This is a genomic window from Cupriavidus sp. FW306-01-F10A, assembly GCF_058782785.1.
In genome coordinates, this window is the sequence record NZ_JBYSYA010000002.1 from 491,867 (window position 1) to 513,054 (window position 21,188).

Annotated in this window: 20 protein-coding genes; 12 read left to right on the plus strand and 8 right to left on the minus strand. The window is 65.9% G+C overall.

The window, feature by feature from the left end:
- Window positions 1–28: 28 nt before the first annotated feature.
- A complete protein-coding gene (tssH, locus tag AC3WLF_RS05260; RefSeq protein ID WP_492357916.1) occupies window positions 29–2,743 on the minus strand; it encodes a type VI secretion system ATPase TssH in 2,715 nt (904 codons plus the stop codon).
- Between the two features lie 453 nt (window positions 2,744–3,196).
- Here tssH and AC3WLF_RS05265 point away from each other — a divergent pair, with 453 nt between their 5' ends.
- From AC3WLF_RS05265 to tssA, 6 genes are read left to right on the plus strand one after another with little or no spacing between them, the layout of a single operon-like run.
- The gene (locus tag AC3WLF_RS05265) at window positions 3,197–3,799 is read left to right on the plus strand and encodes a TagK domain-containing protein (RefSeq protein ID WP_492317576.1); all 603 of its coding nucleotides are present in this window, start codon (window positions 3,197–3,199) and stop codon (window positions 3,797–3,799) included.
- Window positions 3,789–4,625, plus strand: coding sequence for a type VI secretion system accessory protein TagJ (locus AC3WLF_RS05270; RefSeq protein WP_492317577.1), 837 nt, complete (start codon window positions 3,789–3,791; stop codon window positions 4,623–4,625). The genes AC3WLF_RS05265 and AC3WLF_RS05270 overlap by 11 nt, the downstream gene beginning before the upstream one ends.
- Window positions 4,618–5,139, plus strand: coding sequence for a type VI secretion system baseplate subunit TssE (gene tssE / locus AC3WLF_RS05275; protein WP_011614627.1), 522 nt, complete (start codon window positions 4,618–4,620; stop codon window positions 5,137–5,139). Before AC3WLF_RS05270 ends, tssE begins: the two co-directional genes overlap by 8 nt.
- Before the next feature lie 4 nt (window positions 5,140–5,143).
- On the plus strand, window positions 5,144–7,024 hold the full coding sequence (gene tssF, locus AC3WLF_RS05280) for a type VI secretion system baseplate subunit TssF (RefSeq protein WP_492352253.1): 1,881 nt from the start codon (window positions 5,144–5,146) through the stop codon (window positions 7,022–7,024).
- Between the two features lie 2 nt (window positions 7,025–7,026).
- Window positions 7,027–8,067 carry a type VI secretion system baseplate subunit TssG gene (tssG, locus tag AC3WLF_RS05285; protein WP_492357917.1) on the plus strand — a complete coding sequence of 347 codons (1,041 nt, stop codon included), beginning with the start codon at window positions 7,027–7,029 and terminating at the stop codon, window positions 8,065–8,067.
- A gap of 2 nt (window positions 8,068–8,069) precedes the next feature.
- Complete coding sequence (gene tssA, locus AC3WLF_RS05290) at window positions 8,070–9,116, plus strand: type VI secretion system protein TssA (protein ID WP_492357918.1); 1,047 nt, start codon at window positions 8,070–8,072, stop codon at window positions 9,114–9,116.
- 18 nt (window positions 9,117–9,134) lie between these two features.
- Here tssA and AC3WLF_RS05295 read toward each other — a convergent pair whose 3' ends face one another.
- The 5 genes from AC3WLF_RS05295 to AC3WLF_RS05315 are packed head-to-tail and all read right to left on the minus strand — an operon-like array spanning window position 9,135 to window position 15,243.
- Entirely contained in the window at window positions 9,135–9,359 is a 225-nt protein-coding gene (locus AC3WLF_RS05295; protein ID WP_010811246.1) for a formate dehydrogenase subunit delta, read from the minus strand.
- Window positions 9,356–10,222 carry a formate dehydrogenase accessory sulfurtransferase FdhD gene (gene fdhD / locus AC3WLF_RS05300; RefSeq protein WP_492357919.1) on the minus strand — a complete coding sequence of 289 codons (867 nt, stop codon included), beginning with the start codon at window positions 10,220–10,222 and terminating at the stop codon, window positions 9,356–9,358. Before fdhD ends, AC3WLF_RS05295 begins: the two co-directional genes overlap by 4 nt.
- Window positions 10,223–10,238: 16 nt before the next feature.
- Complete coding sequence (fdhF, locus tag AC3WLF_RS05305) at window positions 10,239–13,118, minus strand: formate dehydrogenase subunit alpha (RefSeq protein ID WP_492352249.1); 2,880 nt, start codon at window positions 13,116–13,118, stop codon at window positions 10,239–10,241.
- Window positions 13,119–13,153: 35 nt separating this feature from the next.
- Window positions 13,154–14,716: a formate dehydrogenase beta subunit gene (locus AC3WLF_RS05310; protein WP_492352248.1), complete on the minus strand. Its 1,563-nt coding sequence runs from the start codon at window positions 14,714–14,716 to the stop codon at window positions 13,154–13,156.
- The gene (locus AC3WLF_RS05315) at window positions 14,713–15,243 is read right to left on the minus strand and encodes a formate dehydrogenase subunit gamma (RefSeq protein ID WP_492317585.1); all 531 of its coding nucleotides are present in this window, start codon (window positions 15,241–15,243) and stop codon (window positions 14,713–14,715) included. Before AC3WLF_RS05315 ends, AC3WLF_RS05310 begins: the two co-directional genes overlap by 4 nt.
- 150 nt (window positions 15,244–15,393) lie before the next feature.
- Here AC3WLF_RS05315 and AC3WLF_RS05320 point away from each other — a divergent pair, with 150 nt between their 5' ends.
- Window positions 15,394–16,488: a substrate-binding domain-containing protein gene (locus tag AC3WLF_RS05320; RefSeq protein WP_492352247.1), complete on the plus strand. Its 1,095-nt coding sequence runs from the start codon at window positions 15,394–15,396 to the stop codon at window positions 16,486–16,488.
- Here the strand turns inward: AC3WLF_RS05320 and fdxA are convergent.
- Together fdxA and AC3WLF_RS05330 are read right to left on the minus strand one after the other, a co-directional pair.
- Window positions 16,485–16,814, minus strand: coding sequence for a ferredoxin FdxA (fdxA, locus tag AC3WLF_RS05325; protein WP_492317587.1), 330 nt, complete (start codon window positions 16,812–16,814; stop codon window positions 16,485–16,487). The genes AC3WLF_RS05320 and fdxA overlap by 4 nt on opposite strands.
- Before the next feature lie 134 nt (window positions 16,815–16,948).
- Complete coding sequence (locus AC3WLF_RS05330) at window positions 16,949–17,416, minus strand: hemerythrin domain-containing protein (RefSeq protein WP_492317588.1); 468 nt, start codon at window positions 17,414–17,416, stop codon at window positions 16,949–16,951.
- A 288-nt stretch (window positions 17,417–17,704) separates the two neighbouring features.
- On the opposite strand from AC3WLF_RS05330, the gene AC3WLF_RS05335 reads away from it, so the two are divergent.
- The 5 genes from AC3WLF_RS05335 (at window position 17,705) to AC3WLF_RS05355 (ending at window position 21,132) form a co-directional block, all read left to right on the plus strand.
- Window positions 17,705–18,400: a recombinase family protein gene (locus AC3WLF_RS05335; RefSeq protein WP_492317589.1), complete on the plus strand. Its 696-nt coding sequence runs from the start codon at window positions 17,705–17,707 to the stop codon at window positions 18,398–18,400.
- A gap of 31 nt (window positions 18,401–18,431) precedes the next feature.
- Entirely contained in the window at window positions 18,432–19,043 is a 612-nt protein-coding gene (locus AC3WLF_RS05340) for a UdgX family uracil-DNA binding protein (RefSeq protein ID WP_492317590.1), read from the plus strand.
- A 214-nt stretch (window positions 19,044–19,257) separates the two neighbouring features.
- Complete coding sequence (locus tag AC3WLF_RS05345) at window positions 19,258–19,812, plus strand: cupin domain-containing protein (protein WP_011614618.1); 555 nt, start codon at window positions 19,258–19,260, stop codon at window positions 19,810–19,812.
- A gap of 129 nt (window positions 19,813–19,941) precedes the next feature.
- The gene (locus AC3WLF_RS05350; RefSeq protein WP_492317591.1) at window positions 19,942–20,142 is read left to right on the plus strand and encodes a hypothetical protein; all 201 of its coding nucleotides are present in this window, start codon (window positions 19,942–19,944) and stop codon (window positions 20,140–20,142) included.
- 69 nt (window positions 20,143–20,211) lie between these two features.
- A complete protein-coding gene (locus tag AC3WLF_RS05355) occupies window positions 20,212–21,132 on the plus strand; it encodes a dioxygenase family protein (protein WP_492317592.1) in 921 nt (306 codons plus the stop codon).
- Window positions 21,133–21,188: the final 56 nt, after the last annotated feature.

Below are 21,188 nucleotides of genomic sequence, written 5' to 3' on the forward strand. Positions count from 1 at the left end.
GCGGGTTACATGGACATGCCGGTCGGCGTCACGCCGAGCCGGCCTCGGGACACTCCGGCACAACGGCATCGTGGCCAGCGCGGTATTCGGTGTGGTAGGCGAGCCCGGCAGGCGCGCTGTCGGCGACGCGGATCGCGATCACCGCGAGCTCGCGCTTCTCGGACAGTGCCAACAGCCACAGGCGCGCCAGTTGCGGCTGGATGACCTGCTCAATGAAGCCGATCAGCTGCCGGGCGCCGGTCTCGCCGACCGGACAGCGCGCCACGATGAACTCGACCACCGGGTCGTCGTAAGTCAGCACAATGCCGTGCTGATGCTGCATGCGCGCCGCCACGCGATCGAGATGCAGGCGCACGATGCGGCCAAGGTTTTCGGCCGCCAGCGGCAGATATGGCACGACTACCAGCCGCCCGAGGAACGCCGCCGGGAACACCTTGCGCAGCTCGGGCATTAGCGCATCGCGCAGTGCGGCGGGCTCCGGCATCAGCGCCGGGTCTTCACAGAGATTTGCCAGCAGTTCGGAACCGGCATTGCTGGTGAGCAGCAGGATGGTGTTCCTGAAGTCGATATGGCGCCCCTCGCCATCCTCCATGTAGCCTTTGTCAAAGACCTGGTAGAAGACTTCGTGGATATCGGCATGGGCCTTCTCGACCTCGTCGAGCAACACCACGCTGTAGGGCCGGCGGCGCACCGCTTCGGTCAGTACGCCCCCTTCGCCGTAGCCGACATAACCCGGCGGCGCGCCCTTGAGCGTCGAGACGGTATGCGGCTCCTGGAATTCCGAGAGGTTGATGGTGATGAGGTTTTGCTCACCGCCGTACAGCGCGTCGGCCAACGCCAGCGCAGTCTCGGTCTTGCCAACGCCCGACGGGCCTGCCAGCAGGAAGACCCCGACCGGCTTATTGGGGTCAGTCAGTTGTGCGCGGGCGGTCGTGACGCGCTCCCCGAGCTGGATCAGCGCATGGCCTTGCCCGATCACGCGTTCGCCAAGTGTCTGCGGCAACTGCATCACGGTTGCCACCTCGTCCGCGACCATGCGCCCAACCGGGATACCGGTCCAGTCGGCGACGATTGCAGCGACCACGCGTTCATCCACTTCCGTGTATACAAGCGGCGCATCCGCTTGCGCGGCATGAAGATGGCCCTCGAGCTCATCCAGGGTTCGTCGCGCCGGGGCGGCTACAGTCGATTCATCCGACGCGGACTGCACCAGTGCGTATCGGCGGGCGACCAGGTCGGTCGCCAGACCGCGCACCCGGTCCCAGCGCGCCGAGGCCAAAGCCAGGTCGGCTTCGAACTGCTCGCGCCGAGCCCGTGCGAGCTCAATCCGCGCAGCGTCCGGCCGGCCAAAGCCGGCTTCCCGGGCCAATAGCGCGCACTCGGCGTCGGCCGCGGCGAGTTCGTGGCGCAGATGTTCGACTTCTGCCGGGGGCGCATGCAATGACAAGGCTACGCGTGCACAAGCGGTGTCGAGCAGGCTGATCGCCTTGTCGGGCAACTGCCGCGACGGGATAAAGCGATGCGATAGCCTGACGGCGGCGCGCACCGCCTCGTCGCGGATCAGTACCTGGTGATGCGCCTCGAACGTCCGGACCAGACCCCGCACCATGGCGACCGCACTGGCTTCGTCCGGTTCCATGACATGCAGCACCTGAAAGCGGCGGGTGAGCGCCGGATCCTTCTCGATGTGGCGCTTGTATTCGCTCCAGGTGGTGGCGCCGATCGTGCGCAGTGCCCCACGCGCCAGCGCCGGTTTGAGCAGGTTCGCGGCATCGCCGGTGCCGGCCTGGCCACCGGCGCCAACCAGCGTGTGGACTTCATCGACGAACAGGATCACGGGCGTCGGGGATCTGGCAGCTTCCTCAAGCACGCCCTTCAACCGCGCTTCGAACTCGCCCTTCATGCTGGCGCCCGCCAGCAGCGCACCCACGTCGAGGCTCAGCAGCCTGATGTCCTTCAGGCTGGGCGGCACCTCACCCGCGGCAATGGCCTGTGCCAGCCCCTCGATGACGGCGGTCTTGCCGACGCCCGCCTCTCCGGTCAGGAGCGGATTGTTCTGACGGCGGCGCAGCAGGATGTCCGTCATGGTGCGGATCTCATGCTCGCGGCCGATCACGGGATCCAGCCGGCCCGCGCGTGCCTCCTCGGTCAAGTCGCGGCAGTACCTGCCCAGGGCGGGCTTGCCGGCACTGGCAGGTGCCGTCGCGCCACTGGCTTCACCCGGTGTGGCCGGCGCCAGGCCACTGCCGTCATACGCCGCTTCACGGCTCTCAGGCGATTGCGCGAGGAGCGCCGGTGCCATTTCCACCAGGTCATCGGGCCGCACCTTCGCGAACTGGCTTGAGATGCCCAGCACCGTACGGCGCAACTCCGGCGTCTTGAGCAGCGCAGCGAGCAGATAGGCGCCGCGCACGTGGTCATCGGAAAAAGCAAGCGTCGCATAGACCCAGGCCCGCTCGATCGCCGACTCAAGCTGGAACGAAAAGTCACTGATCGAGGTGGCGCCGGCAGGCAACGCGGCCAGCGCGCGGGTCAGGTCGGCTTCAAGCACGGACAGGTCGGCGCCGGCATGGCGCAGCATCCGCTGCAGGTCGCCATCCGGGGCTTGCAGCAGTTGGTGGAGCCAATGCACAAGCTCCACGTACGGGTTGCCGCGGAGCTTGCAAAAGGCCGTCGCGCTTTCGATCGCCTTGAATAGCGTGAGATTGAGTCGGCCAAATAACGCCTGACGCGAAATATCCATTCGATGCCTTTGCCGTTCGCCCTCCTTGGAAGAGAGGGCTGCCATTGCACAGAGATTTTGTTATTGGCTTTTTTAGGATATGACCAAAACAATACGCTAGCAAACTTCTCATCCGCGACAAAATCCCTGCACGGCGGCATCTTAAATTTATCTAACCAATTGATTTTGAAGAACTTATTCACACCATCGCGCGATTATCACGATTTCTTCGCGCCGACAATGACCCAACACCATGCCCGCATGAAATATTACAATTTTTGACAATCCATCCGAGACATACATCATTTTTATCCGATGTCCATAGGATCATCCTTAAACTGCTAAAATCATTTTTTAATTCTGATTTTCCGGATATTTAATAGGAAAATTCCATTCGATTTAAAATTCGTTACACCAGGATTTTCGATTATCATCAGACGCTCTCGAAAACCAATAACCTCAGGTGGCTGGGCTATGAGCGACTGGCAGAACCGCACTGCAGAAATCCACGCCGTCAACGCCGGACTCGGTGGCGACAGCAATGCGCCCTGGCCCTGGGATGCGCTTGGGGGGCCGCAGCCAGACGCTGCCGATCCGTTCTCGCTGGTGAAGCCAGCCGGTGGCGCGGGGACAACGGCGGCGGCTGCCCCTGACCCGGCCGACGTGCTCGATCAGCTCAAACGCGAGGCCGAGACGGCGCTACGGGATCCGAACTACGTCAGTGCACATGCCAGCTCAAATGCAACGTCGACAGTTCAGATCCCGGCGGAGGTCGACCCGAAGCCGCTGCAAACGGTCGCGCGCGAAGCGAACCATGCCGATAGCTTGATGGACATGCTGGACACAGCTGGCCATATTGATTCGCTGATCGGCTCCCAAGAATCCCTGGAAGAGCACGAACTCTTTTCAACCCCGGCTGCGCCGGACGTGCTGTGGCTGTTCGCTGGCGACATTGCGCCCACGCGGCGCCGCAATGTCACGGCCCCGCTTACCCGTCGCGAACACCATCTGGTCTCGATGGACAGCGCCTACCGTCCCGCGCCGGCGCTGACGCCTGATCCTGACCATGACGCTTGAATCGCACACCCCTCGTCAGGCATCCGACACGGGGCTGTCATCAATCCTTCGCCGAAGCGGCTCGGTCAAGGGCGCGCTGGCCCAGACGGAGGCGCAGGTCCGCGAGGAACCTGGCTCTTTCGCTTTCCGTTGGCGGCTATTCCAGTGGCTCTGCGTGGTCGGTGACTGGTCCAGGGCCCTCAAGCAATTGCAGGTCGCCACGCAGCTTGCGCCCGGCTTCGCGCAAACCGCGCATGTGTACCGCGACCTGATCCGTGCGGAGGTGTTCCGTGGCGAGGTATTTGCCGGCCAGCGCACCCCCGGCTCGCTGCTGCCGGCCCCGGCGTGGGTGGCAAAGCTCCACACGGCTCTGGCAGGAAACAAGGCCGGCGATTGCTCAGCCGCGGACGCCAGCCGGCACCTGGCCCTGTCGCAGGTGCCAGCCTCAGCCGGCGCGCACGACGGCGTGCGCTTTGCCTGGATCACCGACACTGACACACGGCTGGGACCGACCTGCGAGATCGTAACCGCGGGGCGCTACGCCTGGCTGCCCTTTGCGCAGATGCGCAAGATCGAGTTGGGCAAGGCGTCCGGGTTGCTGGATCTGTTATGGCGCCCGGCCACGGTGACACTCGCCGACGGCGTGGTCAGCCGTGGCTTCCTGCCGGTGCGCTACCCAGGCTCCGAACAAGGCAGCGACGGGATTCGGCTGGCTCGCGAAACCAGCTGGAGTGAAGCGGGCGAGACAGGTGTCATCGGTTTCGGCCAGAAGACCTGGATGACGGACACGGGGGATGTCGCCATGCTGGATGTGACAACACTCACCCTGGACGCGGAGCATGGCTGAACACCGCCCGCCGCGCCGCCCGAATTCGCAACTGCTGCCGACATTGCTGGACCGGCTGCGCGACGACGCGCCCCAGCGCCAGACGGAAAGCGCGGACGAATACACCGTCACGCGTGCCCAGATGCGCGAGATCATCCAGCGCGACCTCACCTATCTGCTCAACACCACCAATCGCGAGGATGAAATCGATCGCAAGCGCTATCCCGCTGCTGCCGCATCGACCATCAACTACGGCGTGTCCCCGGTCGCCGGCAGTTATCTGGCCGAACACAAGTGGAGCGATATCGTCACCATCGTCAGGCGTGCGATCCTGGACTTCGAACCCCGGCTCATCCCCGGCTCGCTGGAAGTGAAGCCGCTTCTCAAAGAAGATGCGCCACAACGCTACAACACCCTGGTGTTCGAGATCAAAGGCCTGATCCATATGAACCCGTATCCGATGGCGTTCACTGCCCAAAGCTCGCTCGACCTGGAAACCAGCCGGATGAGTGTCCAATCGATCCACGCCAGCTGACACCATGGATCCGCAACTGCTCGATTACTACAATCGCGAGCTCGTCTATATGCGCGAGCTGGCCGGGGAATTCGCCAAACAGCACCCGAAGGTCGCGAAACGGCTGGGCATGCAGGGCATCGAAGTGGCCGACCCCTACGTCGAGCGCCTGATCGAGGCGTTCTGCTTCCTGTCAGCGCGTACCGAGATCAAGCTGGACGCTGAGTTCCCACGCTTCACGCAGCGGCTGCTGGAGGTGATCTACCCCAACTATGTGGCGCCGACGCCATCGATTGCGGTCGCGCAGTTCCGACCCAGCCAGAGCGAGGGCGATTTTGCGCGTGGCGTGGAGGTTCCGCGCGGCACGGAGGTCAACGCGGCGGCGGCGCCTGGAGAGAAGACGGCCTGCCAGTTCAGGACCACGCAGCCGTTGACACTGTGGCCGGTTGAGATCACCGAAGCGCGGCTCACTGGCATTCCGCCCGATGTCAGGGGGCCGGAGCGCTATGTGCCCGCCCATGTGACAGTCCAGGGTGCCCTGCGGTTGCGCCTGCGCTGTACGCGAGACGCGACCTTCGACCAACTGCCCGGCCTGGACCACCTGCCGGTCTATCTGCGCGGCGATGACCTGATCGCCTCACAACTGTTCGAACTGTTGCACAGCGCCGGTGTGGCGACGCTGATCGGACACCCCGGGGCCATGAGCGAGCGCCCCTGCGCAGTGGCGCAGGATGCTGTCAGTTACGTGGGAATGGGACCGGGCGAAGGCGCGCTGCCTTTGCAGTGGAACAGCTTCCACGGGCACAACCTGTTGCATGAGTACTTCGCTTGCCCGCAACGCTTCTATTTCTTCGGCCTCAACAAGCTCGCTCAGGGCCTGAGCCGGATCCGCGGCAAGGAAGCCGAGATCGTCGTGCTGCTGTCAAAGCCGCCCCGGGATCTGACCAGCAAGGTCGACCGCGAACAGTTCGCGCTGTTTTGCACACCGGTGGTCAATCTGTTTCCAAAGCGCACCGATCGCATCGAGGTCACGCCGGGCCGCGCCGAGTTTCACCTGGTCGCCGACCGGCAGCATCCGCTTGACTACGAAATCCACACCGTCAGGCAGCTCTCCGCACAACGGTCCGAGCACAGCGCAGGCATCGACTTCCAGCCGCTCTTTACCACCCTGAATAGTGATGAAGGCAACCACGGCCGCTACTTTTCCCTGCGGCGCGAGCGTCGGCTGATCTCTGAGCAGGCTCGCAAGTACGGCACACGCACGGCATACGTCGGCACCGAGCTGTTCGTGTCGCTGGTGGACCAGCACGAAGCTCCCTACCCGGACGCCTTGCGCTACCTGTCAGTGGAATCGCTGGTTACAAATCGCGATCTGCCCAATCTGGTACCGCGCAATGGCCGGCACGACCTGACCCCGGCAGCTTCCATCCCCGTGGACGGGATCGGCCTGATCCGCGCGCCGTCGGCACCACGGCCGCCCTATGCGGATGGTGAAATGGCCTGGCGCCTGATACGGCTGCTGGGCTTCAACTACTTGTCGCTGACCGACCTGGAGCATCGCTCAGGGGGCCAGGGCCTGCGTGACATGCTGCGGCTTTTCGTGGCGAACGACGACCTCGCGCACCAGGGGCAAATCCAGAGCCTGATCGGCGCGAACGTGAAACCAGTCATGCGCCGGCTGCCAGGCAACGGGCCCTTGATCTACGGCCGCGGCATCCAGTGCCAGCTCACGGTGGACGAAGGCGGCTTCTCCGGCATCAGCCCATACCTGTTCGGCGTGGTGCTGGAGCATTTCCTGGCGCGCCACGTCTCGGTCAATGTCTTCACGCAAACCGAACTGCACTCCATGCAACGCGGCCTGGTGCATCGTTGGCCCGTGCGCATGGGCGGCCGCAGCGCCGTGTAGCCATGTTCAAAGGCAACGACGACAATGTGCCGCCCTCGCCGGCGGCGACGGCCGCGCCCGGAAACTATGCCGGCCAGGCGCCGTGGAAGCTGAGCTTCCTGGGGCTCCTGCGGCATCTGTCCGCCCGGCACCCTGATTTGCCCCCGATCGGGCAGGCGAGCCGGCCACGCGACGAGCCTTTCCGGGCTGGCCAGCAGGCCGCGCTCACCTTCGCGCCGCGCGAGATCGCGCAGGTGCAGCCGCTGTCCGGCCGGCTCAAGGTGCAATTGTTTGGCTTGGGCATGCTGGGGCCGAACGGGGCGCTGCCGATTCACCTGACGGAAGTTGTACGCGAACGTAGCGAGGCACAGCGGGACAACACCACCGCCGACTTCCTGGATCTTTTCCACCATCGCGCCTTCACGCAGTTCTACCGCGCGTGGGCAAGCGCGCAAGCCACCGCGGGCCTCGATCGGCGCGACGGCGAGGTGTTCTCCCGCTATGTCGGCTGGCTGGCGGGCAATGAAGCCGACGAAATCGCGCACGGCACCCTGCCGCCGCACGCCCGGCTCGCTGCGAGCGCACACCAGGTGCGCGAAGCACGCAATCCCGACGGCATCGCGGCCACGCTTTCACACTTCTTTGGTGTGCCCGTCAGGCTTGAAGAGTATGTATTGCACTGGATCGCCGTCGATCCGGCCGAGCGCAGCCGCCTGGGACACCCGGGCGCCCCAGGCGTCATGGGGCAAGGCGCCATGCTTGGCGAAATGGTGCCGGACCGCCAACACAAGTTCCGTCTGGTGATCGGCCCGCTCGGGTTGCAGCAATACTTGAACTTCACGCCGAACGGCAGGGATCTTCCGACGCTCATCGAATGGGTGCGCGCCTTCGTCGGTTTCGAGTTCGTCTGGGAAGCCGAGCTGCAGGTGATCCCGGACTCGGCGCCGCCTGCCATCCTGGGCTCGCAGGAACGCCTGGGCTGGTCTACATGGCTGGGCGAACCGGATCACAGCCGCGCCATCACCGGCATGGTGTTCGAGCCCGAACACTATGCAACACACTGACCATGAATGCCAAAGCCAAGGCCGTACCGGTGCCAAGACCTGACTTTCCCTTCCCGGAACTGCTGGAACCTGTCGCACCCGACAGGCCATGCGGTGACGACCTGGAATACGACCCTGAGTTCGTCGTGCTGCTGGCCAAGGCGGCGCCGAAGCCCGACGCGCAGTACGGCAACTTCGTCAGTGAGCCCGAGGCCATCAACTGGGCGGATCTGGAGCGCGACTGCCGGCGCCTGCTGCTGCGCACGCGCGACATCCGCATCCTGGCGCTGTTGCTGCGCTGCCGTACCCGGCTAGGCCAGGCAAGCGGCCTGCGCGACGGACTCGCGGCCATGGCGCGGCTGCTGGCAAAATGGCCCGATGCCGTCCATCCGCAGTTATGCGTCGATGGCGAAACCGATCCCGCGATGCGCGCCAATGCGCTGGCCGCGCTGACCGACCCGGAGGGGCTGATGCGGGACGTGCGGGAGCTGACGATCACTGGCAACGCGGCGCTCCGGCTGCAGATCCGCGACGTCGAGCGTTCGCTCGGCGTGCCGCGGCCCGCGGACGCCCTGGCGCCGGAATCGGTGCGACAACAAATGCAGGATCTGCGCCAGCAGAACAGCCCCGCCCTCACGGCACTCGACGAGGCCGCGGCCCAAGCAGCGGCCATTGACGCTTGGGCAAAAGCCAACCTCCGGCAGGACAGCCCCGACTTGAGCCCGCTGCTCAGGCTGCTTGGCTTGATGAAGAGCACTGTCGCAACCGCCCCGCCAGCGCAGGTCGCCGCACCAACGGCCGCGCCAGTCGCTGCTCCTTCATGCGGCGATGCTGCCGGCGGTCTTTCCCCTGCCGCAACCGCCGTGCACGCAGACGGCTGCAAACCGCGGGATCGCGATGCCGCCCTGGCCGCCATCCGCGCCGCGCGTCAATGGTTCGAGTTCCACGAACCCAGCAGCCCGGTGGCACTGCTGCTCAGGCAAGCCGAGCGGCTGACCGGCAAGCGCTTCGATGAAGTGTTCCAGGCGATCCCTGCGGATCTGGTGGAGCGCTGGGCGCAGGACACATAGCGGCAACCGGCCTGCAAGCTACTCCAGCATCGCCCGATGGCGCCCCAACGCCTCGCGCACGATGTCCAGCAGTCCGCTCCCTGCCTCGGCATCCACATGCCCCAGCAAGGCCTTGCGCATGCGCGGCTCCCAAAACCGCTTGATATGCCCTGCAATATCAGAGACGGCCTCTTCCCGATCCGGCATGGCCTCGAAGAAGCTGCCGATCTGGTTGGCCATGGTGATGAGGTTGTCGATCTTCATGCCAGGCTCGCTTCGTGCTGCAGACGTGTGGGATGGGCATAGACCACGTGCGCGCCGGCGCGCACGAAGCCGGCCAGGGTGATGCTGGCTTGTTCGGCAAGCCGCACGGCCAGCGCCGTCGGTGCGGATACCGCGGCGAGCACGCCGGCGCCGATGGCGGCGGTCTTCAGCACCATTTCATAGCTGGCGCGGCTGGTCACCAGCACCGCGCCGCTGGAGATGTCCTCGCCACTGCGGGCAAGCGCGCCCGCCAGCTTGTCCAGCGCGTTGTGGCGGCCCACGTCTTCACGCACCAGTGATACATGGCCATCGGCACGCAGCCATGCGGCAGCGTGCGTCGCACCCGTGTGTTGCTGCAATTCCTGCCGCAGTTGCAGTTGCACGAACGCGGCCTGGATCACGTCGGTATGGAAGCTGGCATCGCTGCGCACCGGTGCCGGCAGGCGCATCACCTGTTCCAGCGATTCGGTGCCGCACAGTCCGCAGCCGGTGCGCCCGGCCAGCGAGCGGCGGCGGTCCTTGAGCCGCATGAAGGCTTCCGATGCGATCTCCAGCTGCACCGCGATGCCTTCCTCGCGCGTGTCGATTTCGATGTCATAGACATCCCTGGCACTCGCGACGATGCCTTCGCTCAGGCTGAAGCCGAGTGCGAAGTCCTCCAGGTCGGCCGGCGTCGCCAGCATCACCGCGTGCGAGATGCCGTTGTACACCAGCGCGACCGGCACCTCCTCGGCCACTTCATCGGGGCTCAGCATCAGCTCGCCGCGGCGCCAGCGGCTGACGGCGAAGGTGCTGTGAGTGGGCGGCTCGGCGTCTCCGGCCGCGGCCGGATGCACCTCCGGTGACTGCATGCAGCGCATCATGGCGTGGCCCCTCCGCTCAGCGTACGGCCTGCGCCGGGTCGGCGCTGGCGGCTTCCAGCAGTTGCAGCTGCTGGGCGTTGAACTCCTGGTACTCCCGCTGCCACGCCGACGGCTGCGCCACCGGCAGCACCTGCACCGCGGTCACCTTGTACTCCGGGCAGTTGGTGGCCCAGTCGGAGTTGTCGGTGGTGATCACGTTGGCGCCGGATTCCGGAAAGTGGAAGGTAGTGTAGACCACGCCCGGCTGCATGCGCTCGCTGACGATCGCGCGCAGCACCGTGTCGCCGGCACGGCTCTGCACCCCGACCCAGTCGCCGTCCTTGATGCCGCGCTCCTCGGCATCGTGCGGATGGATCTCGAGCCGGTCCTCGGCATGCCAGTAGACGTTGTCGGTACGGCGCGTCTGCGCGCCGACGTTGTACTGCGACAGGATGCGGCCGGTGGTCAGGATCAGCGGGAAGGCGCGCGTGATCTTCTCGGTGGTGGGCACGTACTTGGTGATGATGAACTTGCCCTTGCCGCGCACGAAGGTGTCGATATGCATGGTCGGCGTGCCTTCCGGCGCCTCGGCGTTGCACGGCCACTGGATGCTGCCGAGCTGGTCCAGGCGCTTGTAGCTGACACCTGCGAAGGTCGGCGTCAGGCGCGCGATCTCGTCCATGATCTCCGACGGATGCTTGTAGTCCATCGGGTAGCCCAGCGCATTGGCCAGCAGGATGGTGGCTTCCCAGTCGGCATAGCGCGCCTTGGGCGGCATCACCTTGCGCACGCGCGAGATGCGGCGCTCGGCGTTGGTGAAGGTGCCGTCCTTTTCCAGGAAGGAAGAGCCCGGCAGGAACACGTGCGCGTACTTGGCGGTCTCGTTCAGGAAGATGTCCTGCACCACGATGCATTCCATCGACGACAGCGCCTCGGACACGTGCTGCGTGTTCGGGTCGGACTGGACGATGTCCTCGCCCTGGCAGTACAGACCCTTGAAGCTGCCGGCCAGCGCGGCTTCAAACATATTGGGGATGCGCAGGCCCGGCTCGGGGCTGATCTCGACATTCCACGCGGCTTCGAACAGGCCGCGCGTGGTCGAGTCCGACACGTGGCGATAGCCCGGCAGCTCATGCGGGAACGAACCGATATCGCACGAGCCCTGCACGTTGTTCTGTCCGCGCAGGGGGTTCACGCCCACGCCTTCGCGGCCGATATTGCCGGTTGCCATGGCAAGGTTGGCAATGCCCATCACGGTGGTGGAGCCTTGCGCATGCTCGGTCACGCCCAGGCCGTAGTAGATCGCAGCGTTGCCGCCGGTGGCATACAGGCGTGCGGCACCGCGCAGCTGTTCCGCCGGAATGCCAGTCACGCTTTCCATCGCCTCCGGCGAGTTCTCCGGCAGCGAGACGAAATCGCGCCATTGCTGGAAGGCGCGGTCCTCGCAGCGCTCGGCGATGAAGGCTTCGTTGAGCAGGCCTTCGGTGACGATCACGTGCGCCAGCGAGGTCACCAGCGCCACGTTGGTGCCCGGGCGCAGTTGCAGGTGATAGTCGGCACGGATATGCGGGGAGTCGACCAGGTCGATGCGGCGCGGATCGACCACGATCAGCCTGGCGCCGGCGCGCAGGCGCTTCTTCATGCGCGACGCAAAGACCGGGTGGCCGTCGGTCGGGTTGGCACCGATCACCATGATCACGTCGGCCTTCTCCACCGACTTGAAGGTCTGCGTGCCGGCCGATTCGCCGAGGGTCTGCTTCAGGCCGTAGCCGGTCGGCGAATGGCACACGCGCGCGCAGGTGTCGACGTTGTTGTTGCCGAAGGCTGCGCGCACCAGCTTCTGCACCAGGTAGCCCTCTTCATTGGTGCAGCGCGACGACACGATGCCGCCGATGGAGTCCTTGCCGTGCTCGGCCTGGATACGCTTGAACTGCGACGCGGCATAGTCGATCGCCTCTTCCCACGACACCTCGCGCCACGGATCGGTGATCCTCGCGCGGATCATCGGCTTGAGGATGCGGTCCTTGTGCGTGGCGTAGCCCCAGGCAAAGCGGCCCTTGACGCAGGCGTGGCCTTCATTGGCCTTGCCGTCCTTGTACGGCACCATGCGCACCACTTCATTGCCCTTCATCTCGGCCTTGAACGAACAGCCCACGCCGCAATAGGCACAGGTGGTCACGGTGCTGTGCGAGGGCTGGCCGAACTTGATCACCGAGGTCTCGGTCAGCGTCGCGGTCGGGCACGCCTGCACGCAGGCGCCGCACGAGACGCAGTCCGATTCCATGAACGACTGGCTGGTGCCGGGCGAGACGCGGGAATCGAAGCCGCGGCCGCTGATGGTCAGGGCGAAGGTGCCCTGCGTTTCCTCGCAGGCGCGCACGCAGCGGTTGCAGACGATGCACTTGGACGGATCGTAGGTGAAGTAAGGATTGGATTCGTCCTTCTTCATCTGCGTGTGCGTCGCGATCGGCGCAGCTTCCGGGCCGCCGTCGTTGTAGCGCACTTCGCGCAGGCCGACCACGCCGGCCATGTCCTGCAGCTCGCAGTTGCCGTTGGTCGGGCAGGTCAGGCAATCGAGCGGGTGGTCGGAGATATACAGCTCCATCACGCCGCGGCGCAGGTCGGCCAGCTTGTCGCTCTGGGTCTTGACCTTCATGCCGGCTTCGACCGGCGTGGTGCACGATGCCGGATAGCCGCGGCGCCCTTCGATCTCGACCAGGCAGAGCCGGCACGAGCCGAAGGCTTCGAGGCTGTCGGTGGCGCACAGCTTGGGGACGGCGATCTGCGCTTCCATCGCGGCGCGCATCACCGAGGTGCCGGCGGGTACGGTGACGCTGACGCCATCGACCTCCAGGGTGACCAGTTCGGTGGATGGGCTGGCGGGCGTGCCGAAATCGATCTCGTTGCGGGCATTCATGGCGGTTTGTCTCCCGTGTCTCTGCTGGACCTGGCTCAGGCGGCCTTGGCTGGGTTGGAGGCGAGGCCGAAGTCCTCGGGGAATTCATTCAGCGCGGACAGCACCGGGTACGGGGTCATGCCGCCCATCGCGCACAGCGAGCCGTTGAGCATGGTGTCGCACAGGTCGCGCACCAGCGCTATGTGCTTGACCGGCTGCTCGCCGGCGATGATGCGGTCCATCACTTCGACGCCGCGGGTCGAGCCGATCCGGCACGGGGTGCACTTGCCGCACGATTCGATCGCGCAGAACTCCATCGCGTAGCGGGCCTGCTTTGCCATGTCGACGGTTTCATCGAACACCACGATGCCGCCGTGGCCGACCACGCCGCCGAACGCGGCATAGGCTTCATAGTCCAGCGGCACGTCGAAGCGCGACTCGGGCAGGTACGCGCCCAGCGGCCCGCCCACCTGCACCGCGCGGATGGCGCGGCCGCTGCGCGTGCCGCCGCCGTAGTCGACCAGCAGCTCGCGCAGCGTGACGCCGAACGCCTTCTCCACCAGTCCGCCCTGCTTGATGTTGCCGGCCAGCTGGAACGGCAGCGTGCCGCGCGAGCGGCCCATGCCGTAGTCGCGGTAGTACTGCGCGCCGCGCGCCAGGATCACCGGCACGGTGGCCAGCGAGATCACGTTGTTGATCACCGTGGGCTTGCCGAACAGCCCCTGCAGCGCCGGCAGCGGCGGCTTGGCGCGCACCACGCCGCGCCGTCCTTCCAGGCTTTCCAGCAGCGCGGTTTCCTCGCCGCAGACATAGGCGCCGGCGCCCTTGCGCACTTCCAGGTGAAAGCGCTTGCCGCTGCCGCGGATATCGTCGCCGAGCCAGCCGGCGGCGTTGGCGATGCCGATCGCGCTTTCCAGCACGGCAATCGCGTGCGGATATTCGGAACGGCAGTAGATGTAGCCCTGCTCCGCACCCACCGCCAGCGCGGCGATGGTCATGCCTTCGATCAGCATGAACGGGTCGTCTTCCATCACCATGCGGTCGGAGAACGTGCCCGAGTCGCCTTCATCAGCATTGCAGACGATGTACTTGACCGCGGACTGTGCGCCCAGCACGGTCTTCCACTTGATGCCGGTCGGGAACGCCGCGCCGCCGCGGCCGCGCAGGCCGGAGTCGGTGACCTCCTGCACGATCTCGGCGGGCTGCATCGCCAGCGCGCGCTCCAGGCCGGCAAAGCCCTCATGCGCGCGGTAGTCGTCCAGCGACAGCGGATCGGTGATGCCGACGCGGGCGAAGGTCAGGCGCTCCTGCTGCTTCAGGAAGGGGATTTCGTCGGTGACGCCCTGCGACAGCGCGTGCTCGCCGCCTTGCAGCAAGCCGGCGTCGAATAGTTCCGGCACGTCTGCGGCGCTGACCGGGCCATAGGCCACGCGGCCGGCTCCGGTCTGCACCTCGACCAGCGGCTCCAGCCAGAACATGCCGCGCGAGCCATTGCGCACAATGCGCACGTGCTGGTTGCGCGCCGCGGCCTCACGCGCGATGGCGCGGGCCACGTCGTCGGCGCCCAGCGCCAGCGCGGTGGAATCGCGCGGCACGAAGATGGTGGTGATCGTGATCATGCCTGTGCCTCCGCGGCTTCCGTGGTCTTTTCCGCGGACGACTCGCGCAGCGAGCGCACCAGCGCGTCGAAGCGTTTGGCATCGACATAGCCGTGCAGTTGCTCGCCGACCATCACCGCCGGGCCGCAGGCGCACTGGCCCAGGCAATAAACCGGCTCCAGCGTCACCTGCCCGTCCGCGGTGGTTTCATGGAAGCCACAGCCAAGTGCGCGCTGCGCATGCGCGACCAGCGCTTCGGCGCCGACCGACTGGCACGCTTCGGCGCGGCAGACCTGCACCACATGGCGCCCGGCCGGCTGCTGGCGGAAGTGGTGGTAGAAGGTGATCACGCCGTGCACCTCGGCGCGCGACAGGTTCAGCGCGCGGGCAATCACGGGCACGGCGGCGTCGGGGATATAACCCTGTGTGTCCTGGATCTCATGCAGGATCGGCAGCAAGGCGCCCGGCATGTCCTGGCGTGCCGCCACGATGGCGGCGATGCGCGTGGCGTCGGCGGATGCCGGTGCGTGGGGGGAAATTTCTGGCATAGCGTCTCCTGTGAGGCGTTGCGCAGATCGGCAGCGCGGCCTCTTATATGCTATTTTTTTCCTATTTACGGGCTGTGGCGTCGCCGTTTTTTCCCGTTTGAAGGACTATATGAGAGTGACAGCGGCCCTTCAATAAGCTATTTTCTACATATGATCCGCATCTCGATCCACCCGCACCTGCAGATCCGGGACGACGCCAGCCCCGGTGGCGACGCCCTCGACGTGTCCCGGCTAGTGGCCCTGCTCGGCCACATCGAGGAATCCGGCAGCATCAGCCACTCGGCACAGGCGGTATCGCTGTCCTACCGCTACGCCTGGGGCATCCTGCGCGATGCCGAGGCGCTGTTCGGCGGCCCGCTGATCGACAAGACCCGCGGGCGCGGCAGCGCGCTGACGCCGCTGGCGCAGCAGTTGGTGTGGGCCAGCAAGCGGATCGGCGCGCGGCTGTCGCCGACGCTCGACAGCCTGGCGTCCGAGCTGGAGATCGAGTTGAAGAAGCTGATGGACCAGCCCGAAGCCACGGCGCGGCTGCATGCCAGCCACGGCTTCGCGGTGGCGGCGCTGCGCGACTTCCTCGACGAGCAGCAGGTGCGGCACGACCTGAAGTACTGCGGCAGCGTCGAGGCCGTGGCGGCACTGGCCGAAGGCGCCTGCGATATCGCCGGCTTCCATGTGCCGGTGGGCGAGTTCGAGCACGGCATGTGGCGGCATTTCACCACCTGGCTCAAACCGGACACCCACTGCCTGGTGCACCTGGCGGTGCGCAGCCAGGGACTGTTCGTGCGGCCGGACAACCCGCTTGGCATCCACACGCTGGAAGACCTGACCCGGCGCGAGGTGCGCTTCGTCAACCGCCAGGTGGGCTCGGGCACGCGCCTGCTGCTGGACCTGATGCTGGCCGCGCGCGGCATCGACACGGCCCGCATCGAGGGCTACAGCAACGGTGAATTCACCCACGCCGCGGTGGCCGCGTATATCGGCAGCGGCATGGCCGACGTGGGCTTTGGCGTGGAAACCGCGGCGCGGCGCTTCGGGCTGGCGTTCGTGCCGGTGATCAAGGAGCGCTACTTCTTTGCGATCGAGCGCGCCAAGCTGCGCAGCGCGGCACTGGCCGGCGCGGTGGACGCGCTTACCAGCGAAGCCTTCCGTCAGCGCGTCAATGCACTGCCCGGCTACGACGGCACGCTCACCGGCACCGTGCTGACGCTGGAAGAAGCGTTCCCGGATTTCGCTGAGGCGCGCTAGCGCTCCAGCAACGAGAGGCGGTCAGGATGGCCGGCCCATTGCTCATGGCCGGGGATCGGCCCCTTGGCCTTGAGCAACGGCAGCCAGTCAGCGCGCCGCGACAGTTCGGCATTGAGGGCAATGAAATGGCGCTGGTCCTCGGGCAGGTCATGCTCCGAGTAGATCGCGCCGGCCGGGCACAGCGGCACGCACATCGAGCAATCGATGCACTGGTCGGGGTCGATGGCGAGGAAGTTGGGCCCTTCGTGGAAGCACGACATCGGGCAGACTTCGACGCAATCGGTATGGCGGCACTGGATGCAGGCATCCGTCACGACAAAGGTCATGGGGCAGTTGCGGTACGGCGGGTGACGACCGCATGATGGTAACGCCCCGCCCGCGGGCGCGGGACGCGCCGCATTGTGCGACTCCTTCAAATCCGCTGAAGAGCCGCGCCCGGCCTGGCCCGGGCGCAGGCGCGTCAAGCGGTCTCGCGCATCAGTTCTTCCTTGCGCGCCGCCATGGCCTGTGCCACGTCGCGCAGGTTGACCTTTTCCTTGATCGCGTTCTTGAACAGCTCGCCCTCCTCTTCCTCGATATGGTGGGCGACGTATTCTGACAGCACCGTGTAGTTGGCCTCGAGCTTGTCGCCGGCCGGATCCTCCTCGATCGCAGCGATCAGGTCCTTCGCCACCTGGTGCTCGACCTCGGCCTCGTCCAGCAGGTCGTCGATCTCGTCGCTGACGCCGCGCAGCGCCGGATAGAAGATCTCCTCCTCGATGGTGGCGTGCACCGTGAGCTGGTTGCACACCTCCAGCGCGATCGCCTGCTTCTCGTCGCGATCTTCAGTGTCCTTGAACGCCTTGAACTGCTTCTTGACAGCGCGATGGTCGTCCATCAATGCGCCGAGGGCCTGGGCCTGGTCTGCGGGAATCTTCGACTTGTCCACGGTTTTCTCCTGGTGGGATTTTCCGGCGCTCCGGCTTTGCGCTGGGGAGAACGCAGATTCCGTGCCCGCCCCAGCGCAGGCAGCGCACCTGCCCGTCGTTGCAATTCCTGCGCGAAGCCTTGTAATTGTGCCCGCAGCGCCGCGTCGGTCGGACCAGGCTTGCCGCGGCTTCATTTGCCTGCATACCGTGCCTTGGGAGCCCCCTCACCTTTGCTCTGTGCGTGGCAAGCGCGGCATGAAATTTGCGGCGTGGCGCAGTAAGCCGAAACAGGAGTATCCCTGTCCGAAATGCAACCGATACCGGACGGCGCATCCGCGCCGTTCATCACCGCCATGCCGACCTCATTCCTCTACTCCAATTGTGCCGATGGCCAGCCGGCCATGATGGACGAATTGCAAGCCGCGCGCGAGGCCGGCTATGGCGTAGATGCGCGCCATGCCTTCTGGGAAGAAGAGCCCGCGTCAGTGCCCGCGCTGCAGCGCCCGCGCCTGCGCGCGCTGCAGCACCAGGTGCAGCCGGCCGACTCGGTCGTGTCGCTGCGGCTGTGCAGCCTGGGCTGGAGCGTGCCCGAGGTGCTGGCCACCATCCGGCGCTTCCGCCTGCTGGGGGTGGCGTTGTATTGCGTGCAGCTGTCCCGTGACGACCTGGCCAGCGCCACGCCGCCGGAGGCGGTCGAGGTGCTGCGTGCGGTCGCCGCGCTGGAAGGCGCCGCCCGCAGCGTGCGCGTGCGCGAGAGCCTGGCCGCGGCCAAGGCCATGGGACGTCAGGTGGGCCGTCCGCCCAAGCACACGCCTGAACAGCGCCATGCGATCCTGAACGCGCTGGCCGCTGGCAATTCGGTGAGCGAGACCGCGCGGCGCTTCAGCACTTCACGCCAGACCGTGCTGCGCATCCGCGCCGCCGAGCCAGGCGCACAGCCCCATGCGGCATCCGCGGCCATGGCCGACGCTGAAGAATCGGCGACCGAAGCTGCCACCGGATGAGAGCGACAGCAGCACAGCGCGCCGTGCCGCCATGCCCGAGCACAGGAAGCTGCCCGTCAGCCGCGACGAGCTGAACCAATGCCGGCGTTGCCCGTTGTGGCGCAATGCCACCCAGGGCGTGCCCGGCGCCGGCGCCACCCATGCGCGCATCATGCTGGTCGGCGAGCAGCCGGGGGCGCAGGAAGACCTGCAGGGCTCCCCCTTCGTCGGCCCGGCCGGGCACCTGCTGGACGAAGCACTGGCGAGCGCGGGGCTGGACCGCGACAAGCTCTTCATGACCAATGCGGTCAAGCACTTCAAGTTCGAATGGCGCGGCAAGCGCCGGCTGCACAAGTCACCGGCGCAGCAGGAGATCGAGGCCTGCAATTTGTGGCTGGAGCGCGAACTGGAGAAAGTCGGGCCCAGGGTCGTGGTCGCGCTTGGCGCCACCGCGGCTCGTGCGGTGCTGGGCCGCAAGAGCGTGTCGCTGGCTGGAATGATGGAGACGCCAGTCGAGCACGAGGGGCGGCTTGTCATCGCCACCTACCACCCGTCGTTCGCTTTGCGCCAGCGCACCGACGAGGCGCGAGCCGCCACCTTCGACCGCATCGTGCGCAGCCTGCGCGCCGCCGCGCGGCTGGCGCGCGGCAACGCGGAAAGCTGAAGCAGCAGGCCACTCCCTGAAGGGAGAGGATTCCATCGGCCGGCAGGATACCCTCACGACAAAGTATCGAAGCCTCGCAAGTTCTCGATACCGAAATGTTATCGAGTCGCGAGAAAAATGGTAATGGATTAATCACTGAGCGCTTCTTAAAGTTGCACGGACAGAAGGCAATCGCCCTTCCGTTCTCCCAACTTCATTGCACCAAGGAATCAGCATGGATCCCACTCCTCAGGAAATGGAAGCCACCCGCATCGCGCGCTGGGGCAAGGTCAAACCTTACGGTGAGACCTTCATCGAAAGCCGCCTGCCCGGCATGAAGAAGAACATCTACAAGATCATGAACCGCGGCGTGCTCGAGAACAAAGGCGTCGAGCCGGCGATTCCGGGTAACCACCGCTTCGGCGTGACCTTCATCGAAATCCCGGTCGGGCAAGGCGCCAGCCTGCACGCGCACAAGACCGAGGAAGTGTTCTGCCCGTTGAATGGCCAGATGGAAGTCATCTGGGGCGAGAAGGGCCAGTACTCGCTGATGCTGAACCAGTGGGATGTGATCTCCTGCCCGATCGGCGTGATGAGAGGGTTCCGCAACCCTAACGACCACGCCCTGGTCGTGTACTCGGTGGTCGGCGGCACCGACGAGGAGTGCGGCCGCATCGCCTGGCACCCGGACGTAGTGAAGGCAGCCGAGGCCACCGGTCTTGTCTATGGCAAGGACGGCTACATCACGGAAACGGAAGCGGACAAGGCGGAACACCGCGCCGCAGACTGAAGACGGCCGCGGGGTCGCTCAGGGTGCTTGCGCCCGGTAGCCTTCGGCGCTGGCCTGGGCTGCCGCAGATTCCGACCTTGGCCGAGTCCGGCTTTCCGGGCTATCGTTCCGAGACCATACAGGCGCTGTTTGCTCCGGCAGGCGCACCCGAGCCGCCACCTGTACGCCGAGATCCGTCGCATCCTGCCGAGCAGCGAAGTGCGGCAACAGGCGCGCGATCTCGGCTTCGAGGCCGTGGCGTGCCAGCCCACAGAACTCGCTGCCCGGGTCGCGGAAGATGTCCCGCGCTGGGCCGACGTCGCGACCAAGGCACGTATCCAGAGCGACTGAGACCGGGCGCCAATGTCCGTCTCCTCGCCAGGCAACAACCACTCTTTCAATCATCAGGAGCCGACCATCATGACATCTGCCTCCGCAGAAAGCGCGCTCGCGCCATCCGCATCAAACGCGCAATCGATTCCAGCCACCCCCGAGGCACTGCTGAACGCCGTGCTCAAAGCGAATTCCGGGACACACGACCCGCGCACCAGGACCATTCTTGATGCGCTTATCCGGCATGCGCACGCCTTCGCGTCAGAGGTCCAACTGACCTATGAGGAACTCCACCATGGCCTGGACTTCATGGTCCGCATCGGCCAGGCCACCGGACCGAAAAAGCACGAGGGCATCTTGCTGGCGGATATTCTCGGACTTGCCACACTGGTGCTTCTGATGGATGCCAAGGCCGTGCTTGCAGCGGGCGGCACCGAACCCGCGCTAATCGGCCCGTTCTGGCGCGCGAACCAGCCGGTTCGCGCCAACGGCGCGCACATCGCAACCCCGGACACCACGGGCGATCCGCTGTTCGTCCAGGGACGCGTCGTGTCGATCGACGGCACGCCGATCGCCGGCGCGCGCGTCGAGACGTGGCAGGCGGCGCCAAGCGGCCTGTACGAGAACCAGGACGAACACCAGGAGGACATGAACCTGCGTGCCGCGTTCGAGACCGATGCCGACGGGCGCTTCTGGTTCGAGAGCGTGCGGCCCTCAGGCTATGGCGTCCCGATCGACGGCCCCTGCGGCGACCTCCTGGCCCTGCAGAACCGCGACCACATGCGCCCGGCCCATCTTCACTTCATCGCCATCGCACCAGGGCACAAGGTGCTGACCACGCAGATCTTCGATGCCCTGGATCCCTTTGCCTTCAGCGACGCGGCGTTTGGCGCCGTCGGCTCGCTGCTGCGCGATTTTGAGCCGGTCGATGGCGGCGGCTTCCGTCTCGATGTCGAACTGAAACTCGAACCGGGGGAGACACGCCTGCCCAAGCCGCCCTTGCCCTGAACTGCTTTCGACTCACGGAGATGTTGAACCTGCCCGCCCGGCGCCCTGCGACTTGG